The following is a 17,522-nucleotide window of genomic DNA, read 5'->3' as shown; positions in this document are numbered from 1 at the left end:
AGTAAAGAATGCTTGCAATAATACCATTTATATCAGTTTATTATCTTTTTTTCTTAGGGCCCATAGGCCAAATAAGGGTCCAATGGCCAAAATGCTGTAAATGTTGGTATTATCGAAAAATTTACTCATAGTGGTCAGAAGTAAAATACTGATAATGGTTATTGAAAATCCTATACAATTTACAATAGTCAATGCAGTACCTTTTAAGTGTGGATTTGCATTTTGGGCTATCAGAGTTGAAAACAGAGGTGAATCGGCAATGACCACAAAACCCCAAAATATAAGAAACACTATAAAGACTATAGGATTTGCTAGACCGAACATTAGTGGCGATAGCATACAGCACAGTCCCGATAAAAGTAACATTTTAAATGCCGTAGTTTTTACACCTATTTTTTTTGATACAAGTCCTGCAATAACGCAGGCGAGGCCACCGACAGCAATTATTATAAAGGACCACAAGGGGATATTGAATTCCGCATTAGCATTTAAATTATTATACGTCGCAAGTATTGCCGGAACAAAAGCCCAAAAGGTATAGAGTTCCCACATATGACCAAAATAACCGAAAGCTGCTGCTCTAAAAGGCACATTTCTGAAGACCTTAGAAAATGCCTTAAAGTCAAATCCTTTGGACGCTATTCTATGTGGCCCGTTGGGTACAAAGGCTAACATCAATAGTCCGCCGAATATAGCGACTATTGAAGTGATATAAACAACCAAACGCCATTGGCTTGAAGGTACTATGTCTGAAAGCAAATGCGGAAAGGCAGTACCCACCACTAATGCTCCAACTAAAAACCCCAAGGATAATCCAAGGCCTTTGTTGAAATAATCTGCAGCGATTTTCATACCGACAGGATAAATCCCTGCCAAAAAGAAGCCTGTCAACGCCCTTAAAAGTAACAAGGACTGTAAAGAATGGCTCTCCATCACCATCAAAAGATTAAAAAATGAGCCAATTGCAGCGCAGATAAAAAACACCTTAGACGGAGAAAACCGGTCTGCTATTGTGAGTATTGCAAAAACAAGGGTGCCAATGATAAACCCAAACTGCACGGCCGAGGTCAAATAACCGATAGCACTATCTTGGAGGAAGAAGGCATTAGCAATAGCATCTATGACGGCATTGCTAGCAAACCAAAGTGAGGTGCAACAGAATTGGGCGATGACAATTATGACCAAAATAATTGCATTCCTGCGCATTGTTAAATTTTCAATATTTTAGAATTAGGAATCCTAATAAGGTCTAAGATTTTAAATGCGTTTTAAAAAATGCAATGGTGCGGTCCCACGAAAGGTTAGCAGCCTCTTTATCATATCGTGGTGTTGTGTTGTTATGGAATCCATGATTTACGCCTGGATAGATATAGGCTTCGTAAGTGATGTCATTTGCTTTTAAAACGTTTTCAAATGCCGGCCAACCTGCGTTAACTCTGGTATCTAATTCCCCGTACTGAAGTAATAGCGGTGCTTTGATTTTTGCCGCATCTTCTGCTTCTGGTTGTCTTCCATAATAAGGAACAGCTGCTCCTAAATCTGGCAGTTTTACGGCCATCATGTTAGAAATCCAGCCACCAAAACAAAATCCTACAACGCCCACAGTACCGTTACAATCTTTGTGTGATTTGAGATAGTGATAGGCCGCAATAAAATCTTCAAGCATTTCATTTCTATCACGTTTTCTTTGCATGGCTCTGCCGTCATCATCGTTACCAGGGTATCCGCCAAGTGGGGTTAGTGCGTCAGGAGCAAGACTAATAAAGCCGGCTTTGGCAGTGCGTCTGCCTACATCTTCTATGTATGGATTTAAACCTCTGTTTTCATGAACAACAATGACTCCCGGTAATATGGTGGCATCTTTAGGCTTGGATAAAAGCCCTTTTATGGTACCTCCTCCTTTTGGAGATTCATAGGTAATATAGTCTGAATCTAAAGTTGGATCATCGGGTTTTACGAGTAATGTATCTATATAATTAGGAGACATAAAACTTAGTAGTGAAGAGACTGTTACTCCACCTACAGCATAAAGCGATAGTTTTTCTACAAATTGTCTTCTATTTAATTTGTTATGGGCGTAGTCATCATAGAGGTCAAATACCTCTTGTTTAATGTCTTCTTTTTTTAAGTCTTTCATATTGCTAATGATTGAAACAAATAGATGTTGAAATTACGGATTTTAAAATACTTTATCTAGGAATTGCCGTAAGTTCTCTTGGTTAGCTCTTATGAGTTCTTCCCTTGCGGCTGTTTTGTCTTTTGGGTTTTTATCTTGAGACAGTTTAAATTTACCTTCCCAATGGGTAATGGTAATTTCAAACATTTCAATATAATTGAGATTTTTATCAAGTCTTGGATTATCAGGTTTCAGCTCGTACTTATGGTCTGGGGCCTCTAAAAATTCCGTCATAGTTATTAGGGACTGTTTTAAGGCCGCCTTGCTCTCAATGGCTCTTACCGTCCCTTTGAGGTGTACCTTAATGTAGTTCCAGGTAGGTAATTGAGTTGTGCTATAAATGCTGGGTGAAATGTAGCATTCAGGTCCGGCAAAAATGATGGTCACATCCTTATTATCCTTTAAAACCTTAGCTTGTGGATTATAGATGTCAATGTGGCCAATTAATTTACCCTCCTCATAGACCAATGGCAAATGCGTTATCAGAGGAGCGTTATTCTCTACAGAAATAAGCGTAGCTAATGGGTAAGTTTTCATAACTTCAATCATGTGATTGATGTCGTTATCTTGATGGTGTTGTGGTGGATAGTTCATGGTTCTTGTCCTGAACGTAGTGCAGGATGTCATATTAGTACGATTTTGTGAAATTATATGGTGGCTTAAATTTACAATTTTTATCTTTAGACCATGTCTGAACACACATCGTCGTTTTCAATAAAAAATTGGTCCCAAGATGACCAGCCCAGAGAAAAACTTAGGGATAAGGGTAGAACTGTTCTAAGCGATGCCGAGTTGGTTGCGATTTTGATAGGTTCCGGAAGCAGGGAGGAGAGTGCTGTTGATTTGAGTAAGCGTATTTTGGCAAGTGTTGATAATAACTTAAATGCTTTAGGTAAGTTATCAATAAAACAACTCATGGCCTTTAAAGGTATTGGTGAGGCTAAAGCCATAACTATTGCAGCAGCTCTTGAGTTGGGCAGGCGCAGACGAGATGAAAGTAATTCTGGGTTAAAAAAAATTCAATCGAGTCGTTCTGTATTTGAGGTTATGCAACCCATTCTGGGTGAATTACCACATGAGGAATTTTGGATTCTTTATTTAAATAATTCCAATAAAATACTCGTAAAAAATCAATTGAGTAAAGGCGGCATAACAGGTACTTTAGTAGATGTGAGGTTGGTGCTAAAAAAGGCCCTTGAGGTTGGGGCAACAGCTTTGGTGCTTTGCCATAACCATCCATCAGGGACCTTAAAACCAAGCCGTGCCGATAAGGAGATTACACAAAAATTAAGAACGGCATCATCAAGCTTGGACATAAAAGTTCTCGACCACCTTATCATTACAGAGAAAGACTATTTAAGTTTCGCTGACGAAGGCCTACTATAGAAGATTCATGTTATTAGTTTATACTCATAAAATTACCCCGCGACTTACATATACGTTTAAGCATATATGCAAGCGTATATTAGGTTTAGAAGTTAGGTTTACATCTAAAGTGGAGGATTTTATTGCACATGACAGCCTTAAGATGTCCTATACCAAACAAGCCCTATCCAATGAATTGTTTGTTAAAAGTAATGAGCTCTTATTTGAGCAAGGTCTTTCAGATTTTGATATCAATGTGCATCAATGGGATAATACCAAGGGCTTTTTTGTGACCAGTGAGCGCAGTGATTTACCCTATGATATTTTTGCAGCTTCCTTTTTTCTTCTTAGCAGGTATGAAGAGTATCTACCGCATGTAAAGGATGCTTATGGCAGGTATACGGTCAAGGAAAGTGTGGCTTATAAAAACAGATTTTTAAATCAACCGGTAATTGATATTTGGGCCTACAAGCTAAAAGATATACTCAAAGAACGATTTCCTGAATTTCAATTTTCAAAGCGAGAGTATCAGGTATGGCCGGTAATAGATGTGCCAATGGCCTATTATTTTAGGCAAAAAGGCTTACTTAGGACACTAGGAGGAACGCTTAATGATATTGCTAGATTTAAGTTGAGGCAACTCTATGAGCGGTATTCGGTTTTAATGGGCTTTAAACGCGATCCGTATGATACATTTAAATGGGTTATTACCAAACAAAAACAACATAACTTTAAATTTACAGTCTTATTTTTGATAGGGAATTACTCAACCTATGATAAAAATATAAATACCAATAAAAAGGCATTTGTATCTTTAATCAAATCGGTTGCTGATTATTGTAATGTCGGGCTCAAAGCTTCTTACTTTGCTTTAGATGACATCAGTATTTTGAAACAGGAAAAAATAAAGATGGAAGGGATAATCAACAGAGAGTTGGTCGCAGTGAGGAATTCTTTTTCAAAATTAAATTTACCAAAATCCTACAGAAATTTGGTCGAATTGGAAATTCATCAAGATTTTTCAATGGGTTACATTGATACCCTAGGATTTAGGGCGGGAACCTGTACGCCTTTTCAATTTTATGATTTAGACTATGAAATACAGACACCCTTGCAAATAAACCCTTACCAATGTTTGGATTTTGCCCTGTTGAAATACAATTCTTATTTGGATAAGAAAGAGCACCTTGAAAAATTGATGAGCGAAATAAGAGCTGTTAATGGAACGTTTATTCCTATTTTTCATAATTACACCTTTAGTGATTTAGACCGTTGGAAAGATTTTAAACCATTATTCAATCTTATACTTGAATCAACAGAATGAAGAAGACTATAAAGCACGTATTTTTTGATTTAGATCACACCTTATGGGATTTTGACAGAAATTCTGGACTAACATTCAAGAAAATTTTTGAAGTCCATAGGCTTGATATCAACCTGAATGAATTTTTAGAGGTCTACAAACCCATAAATTTGAAATACTGGAAGCTTTACAGAGAGGAACGAGTTTCAAAACCAGATTTGCGTTACGGAAGATTAAAAGAGGCTTTTGACTATTTAGAGTTTAAAGTTGATGATGAGACTATAAATAAACTGTCTGTAGATTACATAGGTCACTTGACTACTTTTAAACATCTCTTTGATGGCACCAAAGACATCTTGGAGTATTTAAGGCAAAAATATGAATTACATATCATTACCAATGGTTTTGAAGAGGCCCAAGAGCGAAAAATGACCAATTCAGAAATTAAGCATTATTTTAAAACGATTACCAATTCTGAAATGGTAGGTGTAAAAAAACCCAACCCAAAAATATTTAAATTTGCCTTAGAATTAGCAAAGGCCGATCCAAAAGAAAGTATCATGATAGGTGATAGTCTTGAGGCTGATATTGAAGGGGCCCATAAAGTTGGTATGAGCGGTATTTTGTTCAATAATGGTGAAATGCAGAACTTGTTTGACGATATCACAACAATTTCACATTTAGAAGAATTAAAAAATTATCTCTAATGAAGAAAATAATAATTTTAACCGTCTTTCTAACAACCTTATCAACGTTTGCACAAAAAAGCATCAATAATTATAAATATTTGGTCGTGCCGCTTCAATGGGAATTTTCAAATGGAAAAGATGCTTGGAGATTGAATACCTTGGTGCGTTACCTATTCAAAGAGGAAGGGTTTAATGTTTATTTTGATGAGGAAAAACTACCAGAAGATTTATTTAAGGATAGGTGTTTGGCACTTTATGTTGATGTTAATAAGATAGAGGGTGGCTTTTTAAAGAATAGAATGCAAATATCCTTGCTGAATTGTAAGGGAAAAGAAGTAATGTTGTCGAAGGTTGGTGAATCTAAGAAAAAAGATCATAAGCAGGCCTATAATGAAGCTGTAAGGGAAGCATTTGAAAGTTTTATGGGTTTAAATTATAGGTATGAACCAATGCAAAAGGTAAATAATGAAGCTGGGAACGTTAAGACGAGCAATCAGGTAATTCAACAAGAAGAATCAATACAAACAAAATCTAAATTAATTCAAGGAGCCAATTTAACTGGCAGCGAAACTAGAAAGGCTGAAAGTAAATCTCAATTGAGCCAAAGCATAGTTTACTATGCGCAAGCTATACCTGAAGGATATCAAGTCGTAAATACGGTTCCGGAAGTTGTTATGATATTGTTGAAAACATCAGCCGAAAATGTATTTATGGTTAAGGGAAAGACTGCCACAGTTTTTAAGAAGGATGGCAAATGGATTTATTCTGAAAACGATGGTAAAACTACAATTGAAAAAGAGCTAAATATTGAGTTTTAATAGCCATATTTTTCTTTCCAAAGCGATTTCAAATAGTTGCGTTGTGCCTGTTCCCTGCTATTATTTCCAGGGTTATATAGAGTCGTATTAATAAGCTCCTCTGGCATAAATTCATGTTCTGCGAAGTTATTTTCGTAGTCATGGGCATATTTATAGTCTTCACCATACCCCAATTCTTTCATAAGTTGTGTCGGTGAGTTGCGTATGGAAAGCGGAATTGAAAGATCACCGGTTTGCTTTACGAGTTGCTGCGCTTTGTTAATGGCATTATATGATGCATTGCTTTTGGGTGAACTGGCTAAATAGGTAGCACATTGACTAAGAATAATTCTTGATTCAGGATGGCCAATGACGGACACCGCCTGAAACGTGTTATTGGCTATAACCAGTGCAGTAGGATTGGCATTGCCAATATCTTCACTGGCGAGAATCAACAGTCGTCTAGCTATGAATTTAACATCTTCGCCACCTTCAATCATTCGTGCTAAATAATACACCGCAGCGTTTGGGTCACTTCCTCTAATGGATTTTATAAACGCTGAAACGATATCATAATGCTGATCACCTGTCTTATCATAACGTACCGTTTTATCTTGAACTTTTTGCATGACCATATCGTTCGTTATAACAATTGGGTCATCGTCAAAAGAGTTCACTAATAGCTCAAAAATATTCAACAACTTACGCGCATCACCCCCAGATAATCTTAATAGCGCGTCTGTTTCTTTCAGTTCAATATGTCGTTTGGACAAAAGGGTATCTTTTTGAAGAGCACGCTGCAATAAAGCCTCTAAATCTATTTTACTGAATGGGTTTAAAGTATAAACTTGGCATCTGGACAATAATGCAGAGATGACTTCAAAACTGGGGTTTTCAGTCGTGGCGCCAATTAGGGTTATCCAACCCTTTTCAACAGCCTCTAAAAGTGAATCTTGTTGGGATTTACTAAATCGATGAATCTCATCTATAAAAAGAATTGGGTTTTTTGATGTAAATAGGCCACCGCTCTTCTTTACTCTATCAATAACTTCCCTTATATCTTTTACGCCTGAATTAATGGCACTTAGTTTATAAAAAGGACGTTCAGATTCATTGGCAATGATATTAGCCAATGTGGTTTTGCCAATTCCAGGTGGGCCCCAGAAAATCATTGATGGGATTACACCACTTTTAAGTTGTTGTGACAATATACCATGAGTCCCAACCAGATGTTGTTGACTCAAATAGTCATCTAGACTTTTAGGCCTAAGTCGCTCTGCTAAGGGAATGTTCATGTTTCAAAATTACAAAATGTCTATGATTAATACGGATAAGGTTATTAGTAGTTATGACAATATTGCATGCTTTTGTACATTGGAAGCGATTTTGAATACATATTACATACATGTCTACTCAACAATTTAAATATTCCAATAGTGTTATAGCCTATCCGCTCCTGATGCTTTTTATGGTTTGGCTCGTCTTTTGGTATCAGGTAAGAGTTGACTATGGTATCAAATCCCTTGGTATTAGACCACATAAATTAGAAGGTCTCTTAGGGGTGTTTACGAGTCCCTTCATTCATGGTGATATAGAGCATCTGTATAATAACTCAATTCCTCTTTTTGTCTTGTCTCTGGCTTTGTTTTACTTTTACAATAAAATTGCATGGAAGGTTATCTTTTATGGCATCTTAGTTTCAGGGTTTTTTACTTGGTTAATCGCATCAAAGGGAAATCATATTGGCGCTAGTGGGTTAATTTATGTTCTGGTAAGTTTTATTTTTTTTAAAGGTATTTTTGCCAAACACTATAGGCTAATAGCGCTATCCTTAATTGTAATTTTTCTTTACGGCAGTTTGATTTGGTATGTCTTTCCAATAAAAGACGGTATGAGCTGGGAGGGTCATCTCAGTGGTTTAATAACAGGTTTGATTTTTGCGATTATTTTCAGAAAGCGCGTGGCAAAGCCAGAGCGGTATCATTGGGAAAAACCCAATTATAATGAGGAAGATGATCCGTTCATGCGTCATTTTGATGAAAATGGCAATTTCATTGAACATCTTCAAGATGAAGATTCTAAAACTGAGGACACTACCGACGTAAAATATATTTTTAAAGAAAATAAGGATTAAAGACGTTGTCTCATAACTTCATATAAGAAGGCACCGCAAGCAACAGAGACATTTAAAGATGCAATATCTCCCAAAATGGGAAGCTTGGCTTTTTCATCAACAACTTTTAACACGGATGGATTTATACCCTTACCTTCAGAACCCATAATAATTGCACAAGGTTCCTTAAAGGATAAGTCGTACAAATAGTCATCGGCTTTTTCAGTAGCAGCAATAACTTTTATGCCCGAAGATTGCATGTGGAACACAGCATCTTTTATATGGTCTACTTTACAGATGGGAATTTTAAATATGGCACCAGCACTGGTTTTAATGGTGTCTCCATTAATAGGGGCGCCACCTTTTTTTTGAATAATGATTCCCGACACGCCGGTGCATTCAGCAGTTCTTACAATAGCTCCAAAATTTCTTACATCGCTAATTTGATCCAATAATAGAAATAATGGCATTCTGTCGCTCTCTAATGAAGCCATAACCAAATCGTCAATGTTATGAAATTCAATCGGTGAAATTTGGGCAGCAGCACCCTGGTGATTTCCTCCTTTTGATAGACGATTGAGTTTCTCCACAGGAACATATGAGGAATTAATGCCTTTTGCCCTGAGAAGTTTCTCGAGCTCATGAAATAACTCACCCCTTAACCCTTTTTGAATAAACACCTTGTCGATGGTTTTATCAGATTTTATTGCTTCAATAATAGAGTGTATTCCAAAAATGGTAGTGTCTTTATCCATTTAAATTTAATTTTTAAACCGAAATTGTAATTGCGACGTAAATTTTTATTCAAAAAAAAGTTTAATCTTTTATTATCTTCATGTTTTGGGAACGACCCCCAAACCAAACCTTTATAAAGTATATTCCTTTAGTTAAATCTTCGATATTGACTGTATTAGTGGCCCCAAACTCTGCCACTTTCACGCCATTTACCGCGAAGACTTCAATTTTGTCAATTGTGCCATCATAACTTACAGTTATAAAATTATGACTGGGATTTGGATATACCGACATTTCAATATTTGTAAAGTCGTCAACATTCAACACGTCAAGACATGCGGTGAGATTAGGATTGGTTTCTAAGGGTGGTCCAGGTGTAAGGTCCCTGCCAACAAAAGCAGGATAATCAAAGCCATATTTTATTGCTCTAAATGTAAAACTGTTGATAGGCGGTGGCCCGCCCTGTTCATATGAAGACCCATCAGCATTGCTAATAGGGTTCACATACCTCCAAACTTCATTGTTGTTGCTGTCAAGTTCAAAAAAAATCGCCTCTCTACCCTCGTTAACCAATATATTTCCATTAGGCAATTGTTGTGCGTTGCTGATAATGGCAGAATAAAATTCTGAATCCTCTGTTGGAGGTGTTTCTGGGAATGTATACTCTGGACTTTCAGGTAAATAAGAGGTCCCTGGCGTATAGGTATAGCTGCCATTTGCATCTACAGGAGGATCTATTATCATTACTTCAGAATAAAGAGGTAAGCGTCCGAAGCCATTATTGAATACCATAATTTTTCTCTCATTAGGTAATCCTGAAGGAATATAGTACGGTGTATGTTGAGCATAAAGTACTCTATTACCAGACGTACCCTGTCGATAGGCTTGAGGATTTCCCCATCTGTAAAGAAGGTCACCAGCAGTTCCGGTAGCCTCTGCAGTGGTTGTATTGTGATCTATGACCCAAAGTTCACTAAAACGCCTTGAGCTTATGACAATTTGATCAAATTCCTCATCGTATTGGATAGAGTTAATGTGCAGCCAATTATTTTCGGGTTCAAAGCCATTTAAAAAGTTAAAGTCAATTTTTTGTGGATTGTCTTGTACTACACCAAAGTTATCTTTTGTAGCATCAAAATCCTGTATAAGGTGATCAATAGCATTCCATTCCCAAACAACATTGCCACCATTCGCACCAACAGGCTCAACTTCATAAATACGTTCATTATAAATTTCATTATCAATTAATAAGTCAGGATTTCGTCCCGCTTGGATGGCATCGGCGGCATTTACTACCGTAACAGCTAAAATCAATACGTTTCCATTGGGCATTGGGTAAACATCATGATGTTGTCGGGATTCCATTGAATTATCTGTGAATGACCAAATAAGGTTGCCCTCCCAGTCAAACAATTCAACGATACCTCCTTGTCCGCCAAAACCTATATTGCTACTACCATCATTTAACCTACCTGGCCTTAAGAGATTGCCATTTGGAAGTAAATACACCGAAACTCCAGGTAGATATTGACTTGTCCATTCGTTAATCACTTGACCACAATTATCAAATAGATAGGTCTTTTGGTTAACCGTGATTAAGGTTAGGCCTTCATAAGCATCTTCTGTTAAACTGATGGTTCCTATCGTATTATCTTGGCCATGAGAAAACCAAAGCGATGCAATTGCAATGATTTTTACAAATGTCTTTCTCATTTTTAGATTTTTTTACAAACCTAAATACAAATTATGAGAAAAACTAAAAGGACGCCGTTAAACTAATGTGCACTTTAGAGTCAGATAATTTAAAAGGGCTATTCTCAGTTTTGCCACTAGAATAATTCAGTCGGAATAGTCCTGCGTTTGTGAGTAATCCAAATCCAAATCCAAAACCAAATAGTTTCTCTTTAGTATCTGTTAGTTCGTTTTCAAAATACGCTACGTCAAAAACCGAGTGGACATATACGCTGCGACTCAAGCGATACCTGTATTCTGTGTTGATTACCCCATACATATTTGCTACTAAGCTATTCTCCTCAAAACCTCTTATGGAATTAATACCTCCAAAACGAAACAGTTCATTATCAAAATAGTCGTCTGATGTGAGCATGGCACCATTGGCCCGCAAAAAAATATTGTTTCTATTATTGAGGACAAAAATCTTATATGTATTGAGGCTGGCTATGTTTTGTGACTGTTTGCCAAAGTCATTTTCTCTACGGCCGATACCAAAGGAAAAGTCGAACAAGAAATTAATAGGAAACAAAGGGTCATAAAACTGAGGTTTGGTGTAATTGTAGTTTACAGTATAATAATTAGTGGTGTAGTCATTTAAAACAGTTGTATTGTTTTCTAAAAGGTTAGTAGAATTTGTAAGACTAATTCCTGCACCAATTCTATGTTGGGCATTTATTTGATAATTTAATTTGGCATATTGGCTGGCATTGAGAAAGGTGGAGTCTTTTCTAAAAATATTAAGCCCAACTTGCAATCCAACAGGTGACCTAAATAAATATGGTAACTCAGCATCAATTCTAAAGGTTTGCTGATCTATCTCATCACTTTTATAAAAAAGATTTAAGGTTTCTCCATAGTTAAGGTTATTGATAAGTCTTAGGTCTAAATAACCGTCGAATTCTATTTTATTTGTGTTTTCATTGGTTCCAAACCCTAAAAACCCATCAAAATTATTACTTCTGTTTTTTTCTATGTACAAATATAATGTCGTAGAGTCTGACGTAAATAGCACCTCCGGATCTTTTATTTTTTTAGCAAACCTTAGGTCTTCCAAAAGTTCTACCTTTTTCTTAATTTCATTTAAATTGAAGGATTTGCCTTTTTGTAATTTTAAAAACCATCTAAGATAAGATTTTGGGAATTTTTCGTAGCCTTTAATTACAATTTTATCAATTCTTCGTTTTTGATTACTCACAATCTTGAGACGCGCAGAAATAAGGAGGTCATTGTATTTTTCAATCTCAATAAGCTGCAGTGAAGAAAAAGGGTCACCTAGTTCGGCTATTTTTGAATTGAGTTCATTTAAGGAGTTTTCGAGACCATTAATGGCCAATTCAAAGAAACCCTCGCCCGGTTTGTGATTTATAAATTTCAATAAATCAGAATTAAAATTATTGTCGTAATAAATTTGGATACGCTTAAGTGGTTTACCCAATCTCAGGTTTGCCACGAATATGGAGTCATTGGACTTGGCAATAGATTCAATAGTGGTATCAATGTATCCACTTCTCCATAAGGTATTAACCATTTCATTTATTTCGTTTTCTAGGGCGTTATAGTTGTTGAATCTTTTGGCGTAACCTATAGAATCAATAATAATTGAGTTTGTTTTTTTTTCGGTCTTTATATTGAGTAAAAGGGTTTGGCCTATACTAAGATTAGGAAAAATAAGAATTAGAAAAATAATCGTGCAGCGGTTCAAACCTGATATAAAATAGTGTTGATTTTCATTCTTAATGTAACGTAAAAATAGACCTAATTGTATTTGCAGGAAACCAATTGTTTTATTTCTTTCAAAAATTAATTATCAAGTATTTGAATTATAAATATATATTTCTACCTTTGCAGCCCTCAAAAGAGAGGGTTATCAAAATTATATAGTAAAAATATATGCCAACAATTTCACAATTAGTACGAAAAGGAAGAGCCAAAATAACCAAGAAGAGTAAATCGGCTGCTTTGGATTCGTGTCCGCAAAGACGTGGTGTATGTACTCGTGTTTATACAACAACACCTAAAAAGCCTAACTCAGCAATGCGTAAGGTAGCAAGGGTTCGTTTAACAAACGGTAACGAGGTCAATGCATACATCGGTGGTGAAGGTCACAATCTCCAAGAGCACTCGATAGTATTGGTTAGAGGTGGAAGGGTAAAGGATTTACCAGGTGTTAGATATCACATCGTTCGTGGTGCTTTGGATACAGCAGGTGTAGCCGGAAGAACCCAACGAAGATCTAAGTATGGTGCCAAACGCCCTAAGAAGTAATTAAAAAACTTTAAGAAGAAGACATGAGAAAAAGACAAGCGAAAAAAAGGCCTCTTTTACCAGACCCAAAATTCAATGATCAGTTAGTGACGCGTTTCGTTAACATGATGATGTGGGACGGAAAGAAGTCTGTGGCGTTTAAAGTATTCTACGATGCGATTGATATCGTTGAGGAGAAAAAGAATGACGAGGAAAAAACAGCTTTGGAAGTTTGGAAAGAAGCCTTATCTAACGTGATGCCTCACGTAGAAGTGCGCAGTCGCCGAGTAGGTGGTGCAACTTTTCAAATCCCTATGCAAATTCGTCCTGACAGGAAAGTTTCTACAGCTATGAAGTGGCTGATTAGTTATGCTCGTAAAAGAAACGAGAAATCTATGGCTCAAAAATTAGCGGCAGAAGTTTTAGCTGCTGCTAAGGAAGAAGGTGCTGCTGTTAAGAAAAGAGTTGATACTCACAAAATGGCAGAGGCAAACAAGGCATTCTCACACTTTAGATTTTAATTAGAATGGCACAAAGAGATTTAAAATATACAAGAAATATAGGTATTGCAGCGCATATTGATGCTGGGAAAACTACTACCACAGAACGCATCCTTTATTACACCGGTGTATCGCACAAAATAGGTGAAGTTCATGATGGTGCTGCAACGATGGACTGGATGGAGCAGGAGCAGGAGAGAGGTATAACTATTACATCTGCTGCTACAACATGTACATGGAAGTTCCCAATGGAAAATGCAGAGCCATTACCAGAAACCAAGGATTATAATTTTAACATCATTGACACTCCGGGCCACGTAGATTTTACCGTTGAGGTAAATCGCTCCTTACGTGTATTGGATGGGTTGGTATTTTTATTTAGTGCGGTTGACGGTGTTGAGCCTCAATCTGAAACTAACTGGAGACTTGCTGATAATTATAAAGTTCCACGTATTGGATTCGTAAATAAAATGGACCGCCAAGGTGCTAATTTTATGAATGTATGTCAGCAGGTTAAAGACATGTTAGGCTCTAATGCCGTGCCAATTGTAATGAATATTGGTGACGAAATCGATTTTAAAGGTATTGTAGATTTGGTTAAGAACCGTGCTATTATATGGCATGATGAGACTCAAGGTGCAACATTTGATGTTGTTGATATTCCTGAGGAATTGAAAGCAGAGGCGGCTGAGTTAAGAGGTAAGCTTATTGAAGAGGTTGCCGCTTATGATGAGAATCTGCTAGAGAAATATATGGAAGACGAAGATTCTATTACAGAAGATGAAGTGCATGCTGCACTAAGAGCTGCTGTAATGGACATGTCTATTATTCCAATGATATGTGGATCTGCCTTTAAGAATAAAGGGGTACAGTTTTTATTAGATGCTGTATGTCGCTATTTGCCTTCTCCAGTAGATAAAGAGGGTATAAAAGGTATTAATCCAGATACTGAAAAAGAAGAACTTCGTAAGCCAGATGTGAAAGAACCTTTCGCAGCCTTGGCATTTAAGATTGCTACAGATCCTTTCGTAGGGCGTTTAGCATTCTTTAGAGCTTATTCAGGGCGTTTAGATGCAGGTTCCTATGTACTGAACAATCGTTCTGGAAAAAAGGAACGTATCTCTCGTATCTACCAAATGCACTCTAACAAACAAAATGCTATCGATTTCATCGAAGCTGGAGATATTGGAGCGGCTGTTGGATTTAAAGATATAAAGACTGGAGATACTCTTACTGATGAAAAACATCCAATTGTCTTAGAATCAATGAACTTCCCTGATCCGGTTATCGGTATTGCGGTTGAACCAAAAACTAAGGCCGATGTTGATAAATTAGGCATGGCATTGTCTAAATTAGCTGAAGAAGATCCAACATTTACGGTTAGAACTGATGAAGCATCTGGACAGACGATTATTTCTGGAATGGGGGAGCTTCACTTAGATATTATCGTAGACCGTTTACGTCGTGAGTTCAAAGTTGAGGTTAACCAAGGTCAACCACAAGTTGAGTACAAAGAGGCTATTACCCAAAAAGCGCAACACAGAGAAGTTTACAAAAAACAATCTGGTGGACGCGGTAAATTTGCTGATATTGTATTTACACTTGAACCAGCTGAAGAAGGAAAAGTAGGTTTAGAATTTGTTTCTGAAATTAAAGGTGGTAATGTTCCTAAAGAATTTATCCCTTCAATTGAAAAAGGATTTAAAATGGCTATGCAAAACGGTCCTCTTGCAGGTTACGAGGTAGATGCTATGAAAGTAACCTTAACTGATGGTTCTTATCACGACGTGGATTCTGATCAATTATCATTCGAATTAGCAGCAAAATTAGGTTTTAAAAACTCCGCAAAAGCAGCAAAAGCTGTAATTATGGAACCAATCATGAAGCTTGAAGTTATTACTCCGGAAGAAAATATGGGTGATATCGTTGGTGATTTAAATAGAAGAAGAGGCCAAGTAAGTGATATGGGTGATAGAGCTGGTGCTAAAACTGTAAAAGCTACGGTACCATTGTCAGAAATGTTTGGTTATGTAACCACATTGAGAACTTTATCCTCAGGTAGAGCAACATCAACTATGGAATTTTCTCACTATGCTGAAACACCTTCTAATATTTCGGAAGAAGTAATCAAAGCAGCAAAAGGAGTTGAATCGTAAATCTTAAGAAAATGAGTCAGAAAATCAGAATAAAATTAAAGTCTTACGATTACAACTTAGTAGACAAGTCTGCTGATAAAATCGTAAAAACGGTTAAAAGTACAGGTGCGGTTGTAACGGGTCCTATTCCTTTACCAACACACAAAAAGATTTTTACTGTATTGCGTTCACCGCACGTAAATAAGAAGTCTAGAGAACAATTTCAATTAAGCTCTTACAAGAGGTTACTTGATATTTATTCATCATCTTCTAAAACTATTGATGCTTTGATGAAACTTGAATTGCCAAGTGGAGTAGAGGTTGAAATTAAGGTGTAACGAAAAACTGAGTCAAGTGCTCAACAACATGTCCGGAGCTGCGCGCGAAGGAAAAACGGTTAAAAATACAATTCAAGGCTGAAACGTATTTTTCGGCCTTGAGTTTTTAAAAGAACAAAACGTTAATAATTAATAAATAATAAATATGTCTGGGTTAATTGGAAAAAAAATCGGTATGACCAGCATTTTCGATGAAAATGGAAAGAACATTCCATGTACAGTAATCGAAGCTGGACCATGTATCGTTACCCAAGTCAGAACTGAAGAAGTGGATGGTTACAAAGCACTTCAATTAGGTTTCGATGACGCGACAGAGAAAAACGCTACCAAGGCGGCCATAGGCCACGCTAAGAAAGCGGGTACTTCTGTAAAACGCAAAGTTGTTGAATTTAATGGTTTTGATAAGGAGTACAAATTAGGTGACGCTGTCACTGTAGAGCAGTTTACTGAAGGAGAGTTCGTGGATGTTTCCGGTACTTCTAAGGGTAAAGGTTTTCAAGGTGTTGTTAAGCGCCACGGATTCGGAGGTGTAGGTCAAGCAACGCATGGTCAGCACAACCGTTTAAGAGCTCCTGGTTCTATTGGTGCTGCTTCTTATCCTGCGAGAGTATTCAAAGGGATGAAGATGGCCGGTAGAATGGGTGGTGAAACAGTTAAAGTTCAAAATTTAAGAGTTTACAAGGTAGTTCCTGAAAAGAACTTACTGGTTGTTAAGGGTTGTGTACCTGGACACAAAAATTCTTATGTAATCATTGAGAAGTAATGAAAGTAGCAGTTTTAGATATAAACGGAAAAGACACGGGTAGAAAAGCTGAGCTTTCTAAAGAAGTGTTTGCTATAGAGCCTAATAATCACGCTGTCTATTTAGATGTTAAGCAATATTTAGCTAATCAGAGACAGGGAACGCATAAGGCTAAGGAAAGAGCAGAGATTACTGGTAGTACACGTAAGATTAAGAAACAAAAAGGTACTGGAACTGCGAGAGCAGGTAGTATCAAGTCTGGGGTATTTAAAGGAGGTGGACGTATGTTTGGTCCAAGACCAAGAAATTACGGTTTTAAATTAAATAAAAACCTTAAGCGCTTAGCACGTAAATCTGCATTAAGTATAAAGGCAAATGATAAATCAATAGTAGTTTTAGAGGACTTTAATTTTGAGGCTCCAAAAACTAAAAGCTTTATCGATGTATTGAAAGCCTTGGAGATAGATAATAAAAAGTCTTTGTTTGTATTGGGTGACACAAATAATAATGTATATTTGTCGTCCCGCAATTTCAAGGGCTCCGAAGTTATAAAAAGCTCTGAATTAAGCACATACAAGATAATGAACGCGAATAAAGTGGTTCTTTTAGAAGGTGCATTAGAAGGGATTGAATCGAATTTAAGTAAATAGA

At 36.8% G+C, this 17,522-nt stretch carries 18 protein-coding genes; 11 read left to right on the top strand and 7 right to left on the bottom strand.

Features of this window, described 5'->3' with window-relative positions:
* Nucleotides 1–27 precede the first annotated feature (27 nt).
* Genes CA834_RS13630 through CA834_RS13620 form a run of 3 tightly spaced genes read right to left on the bottom strand, consistent with a single transcriptional unit; the run spans nt 28 to nt 2,803 of the window.
* Nucleotides 28–1,206 (bottom strand): MFS transporter, encoded by a 1,179-nt coding sequence (locus CA834_RS13630; protein ID WP_094969275.1) that lies wholly within the window; start codon nt 1,204–1,206, stop codon nt 28–30.
* Nucleotides 1,207–1,249: 43 nt separating this feature from the next.
* Nucleotides 1,250–2,137, bottom strand: a complete 888-nt coding sequence (locus CA834_RS13625) for a dienelactone hydrolase family protein (protein ID WP_094969274.1) — start codon at nt 2,135–2,137, stop codon at nt 1,250–1,252.
* 42 nt (nt 2,138–2,179) lie between these two features.
* Nucleotides 2,180–2,803, bottom strand: coding sequence for an FMN-binding negative transcriptional regulator (locus CA834_RS13620; RefSeq protein WP_240507615.1), 624 nt, complete (start codon nt 2,801–2,803; stop codon nt 2,180–2,182).
* A gap of 60 nt (nt 2,804–2,863) precedes the next feature.
* On the opposite strand from CA834_RS13620, the gene radC reads away from it, so the two are divergent.
* Genes radC through CA834_RS13600 form a run of 4 tightly spaced genes read left to right on the top strand, consistent with a single transcriptional unit; the run spans nt 2,864 to nt 6,351 of the window.
* A complete protein-coding gene (gene radC, locus CA834_RS13615) occupies nt 2,864–3,562 on the top strand; it encodes a RadC family protein (RefSeq protein ID WP_094969273.1) in 699 nt (232 codons plus the stop codon).
* Nucleotides 3,563–3,569: 7 nt separating this feature from the next.
* The gene (locus CA834_RS13610; protein ID WP_094969272.1) at nt 3,570–4,865 is read left to right on the top strand and encodes a polysaccharide deacetylase family protein; all 1,296 of its coding nucleotides are present in this window, start codon (nt 3,570–3,572) and stop codon (nt 4,863–4,865) included.
* A complete protein-coding gene (locus CA834_RS13605) occupies nt 4,862–5,551 on the top strand; it encodes a YjjG family noncanonical pyrimidine nucleotidase (RefSeq protein ID WP_094969271.1) in 690 nt (229 codons plus the stop codon). The genes CA834_RS13610 and CA834_RS13605 overlap by 4 nt, the downstream gene beginning before the upstream one ends.
* Nucleotides 5,551–6,351 carry a hypothetical protein gene (locus CA834_RS13600; protein WP_094969270.1) on the top strand — a complete coding sequence of 267 codons (801 nt, stop codon included), beginning with the start codon at nt 5,551–5,553 and terminating at the stop codon, nt 6,349–6,351. The genes CA834_RS13605 and CA834_RS13600 overlap by 1 nt, the downstream gene beginning before the upstream one ends.
* On the opposite strand, the gene CA834_RS13595 is transcribed toward CA834_RS13600, so the two are convergent.
* Nucleotides 6,348–7,625, bottom strand: coding sequence for a replication-associated recombination protein A (locus CA834_RS13595; RefSeq protein WP_094969269.1), 1,278 nt, complete (start codon nt 7,623–7,625; stop codon nt 6,348–6,350). The genes CA834_RS13600 and CA834_RS13595 overlap by 4 nt on opposite strands.
* A gap of 110 nt (nt 7,626–7,735) precedes the next feature.
* Between CA834_RS13595 and CA834_RS13590 the strand changes: the two genes are divergently transcribed.
* Nucleotides 7,736–8,464 carry a rhomboid family intramembrane serine protease gene (locus CA834_RS13590; RefSeq protein WP_094969268.1) on the top strand — a complete coding sequence of 243 codons (729 nt, stop codon included), beginning with the start codon at nt 7,736–7,738 and terminating at the stop codon, nt 8,462–8,464.
* On the opposite strand, the gene rlmB is transcribed toward CA834_RS13590, so the two are convergent.
* From rlmB to CA834_RS13575, 3 genes are all read right to left on the bottom strand, one after another.
* On the bottom strand, nt 8,461–9,198 hold the full coding sequence (gene rlmB / locus CA834_RS13585) for a 23S rRNA (guanosine(2251)-2'-O)-methyltransferase RlmB (RefSeq protein WP_094969267.1): 738 nt from the start codon (nt 9,196–9,198) through the stop codon (nt 8,461–8,463). The two genes, CA834_RS13590 and rlmB, sit on opposite strands and share 4 nt — an antisense overlap.
* Before the next feature lie 61 nt (nt 9,199–9,259).
* Nucleotides 9,260–10,891, bottom strand: a complete 1,632-nt coding sequence (locus CA834_RS13580; RefSeq protein WP_094969266.1) for an aryl-sulfate sulfotransferase — start codon at nt 10,889–10,891, stop codon at nt 9,260–9,262.
* 43 nt (nt 10,892–10,934) lie between these two features.
* On the bottom strand, nt 10,935–12,440 hold the full coding sequence (locus tag CA834_RS13575) for a POTRA domain-containing protein (protein WP_240507614.1): 1,506 nt from the start codon (nt 12,438–12,440) through the stop codon (nt 10,935–10,937).
* Between the two features lie 362 nt (nt 12,441–12,802).
* Between CA834_RS13575 and rpsL the strand changes: the two genes are divergently transcribed.
* From rpsL to rplD, 6 genes are all read left to right on the top strand, one after another.
* Entirely contained in the window at nt 12,803–13,177 is a 375-nt protein-coding gene (rpsL, locus tag CA834_RS13570) for a 30S ribosomal protein S12 (protein ID WP_008269190.1), read from the top strand.
* Between the two features lie 23 nt (nt 13,178–13,200).
* The gene (gene rpsG / locus CA834_RS13565) at nt 13,201–13,677 is read left to right on the top strand and encodes a 30S ribosomal protein S7 (RefSeq protein ID WP_094969265.1); all 477 of its coding nucleotides are present in this window, start codon (nt 13,201–13,203) and stop codon (nt 13,675–13,677) included.
* A gap of 5 nt (nt 13,678–13,682) precedes the next feature.
* Nucleotides 13,683–15,812: an elongation factor G gene (gene fusA, locus CA834_RS13560; RefSeq protein ID WP_094969264.1), complete on the top strand. Its 2,130-nt coding sequence runs from the start codon at nt 13,683–13,685 to the stop codon at nt 15,810–15,812.
* An 11-nt stretch (nt 15,813–15,823) separates the two neighbouring features.
* On the top strand, nt 15,824–16,129 hold the full coding sequence (gene rpsJ, locus CA834_RS13555; protein WP_026753806.1) for a 30S ribosomal protein S10: 306 nt from the start codon (nt 15,824–15,826) through the stop codon (nt 16,127–16,129).
* Nucleotides 16,130–16,274: 145 nt separating this feature from the next.
* Entirely contained in the window at nt 16,275–16,892 is a 618-nt protein-coding gene (gene rplC / locus CA834_RS13550) for a 50S ribosomal protein L3 (protein WP_094969263.1), read from the top strand.
* Nucleotides 16,892–17,521 (top strand): 50S ribosomal protein L4, encoded by a 630-nt coding sequence (gene rplD, locus CA834_RS13545; protein WP_094969262.1) that lies wholly within the window; start codon nt 16,892–16,894, stop codon nt 17,519–17,521. Before rplC ends, rplD begins: the two co-directional genes overlap by 1 nt.
* Nucleotide 17,522: the final 1 nt, after the last annotated feature.

The organism is Winogradskyella aurantia (assembly GCF_002266855.1).
GTDB classification, from domain to species: domain Bacteria; phylum Bacteroidota; class Bacteroidia; order Flavobacteriales; family Flavobacteriaceae; genus Winogradskyella; species Winogradskyella aurantia.
Note: the sequence above shows the minus strand (reverse complement) of the source record. Positions and strands in the feature narration are given on the sequence as shown.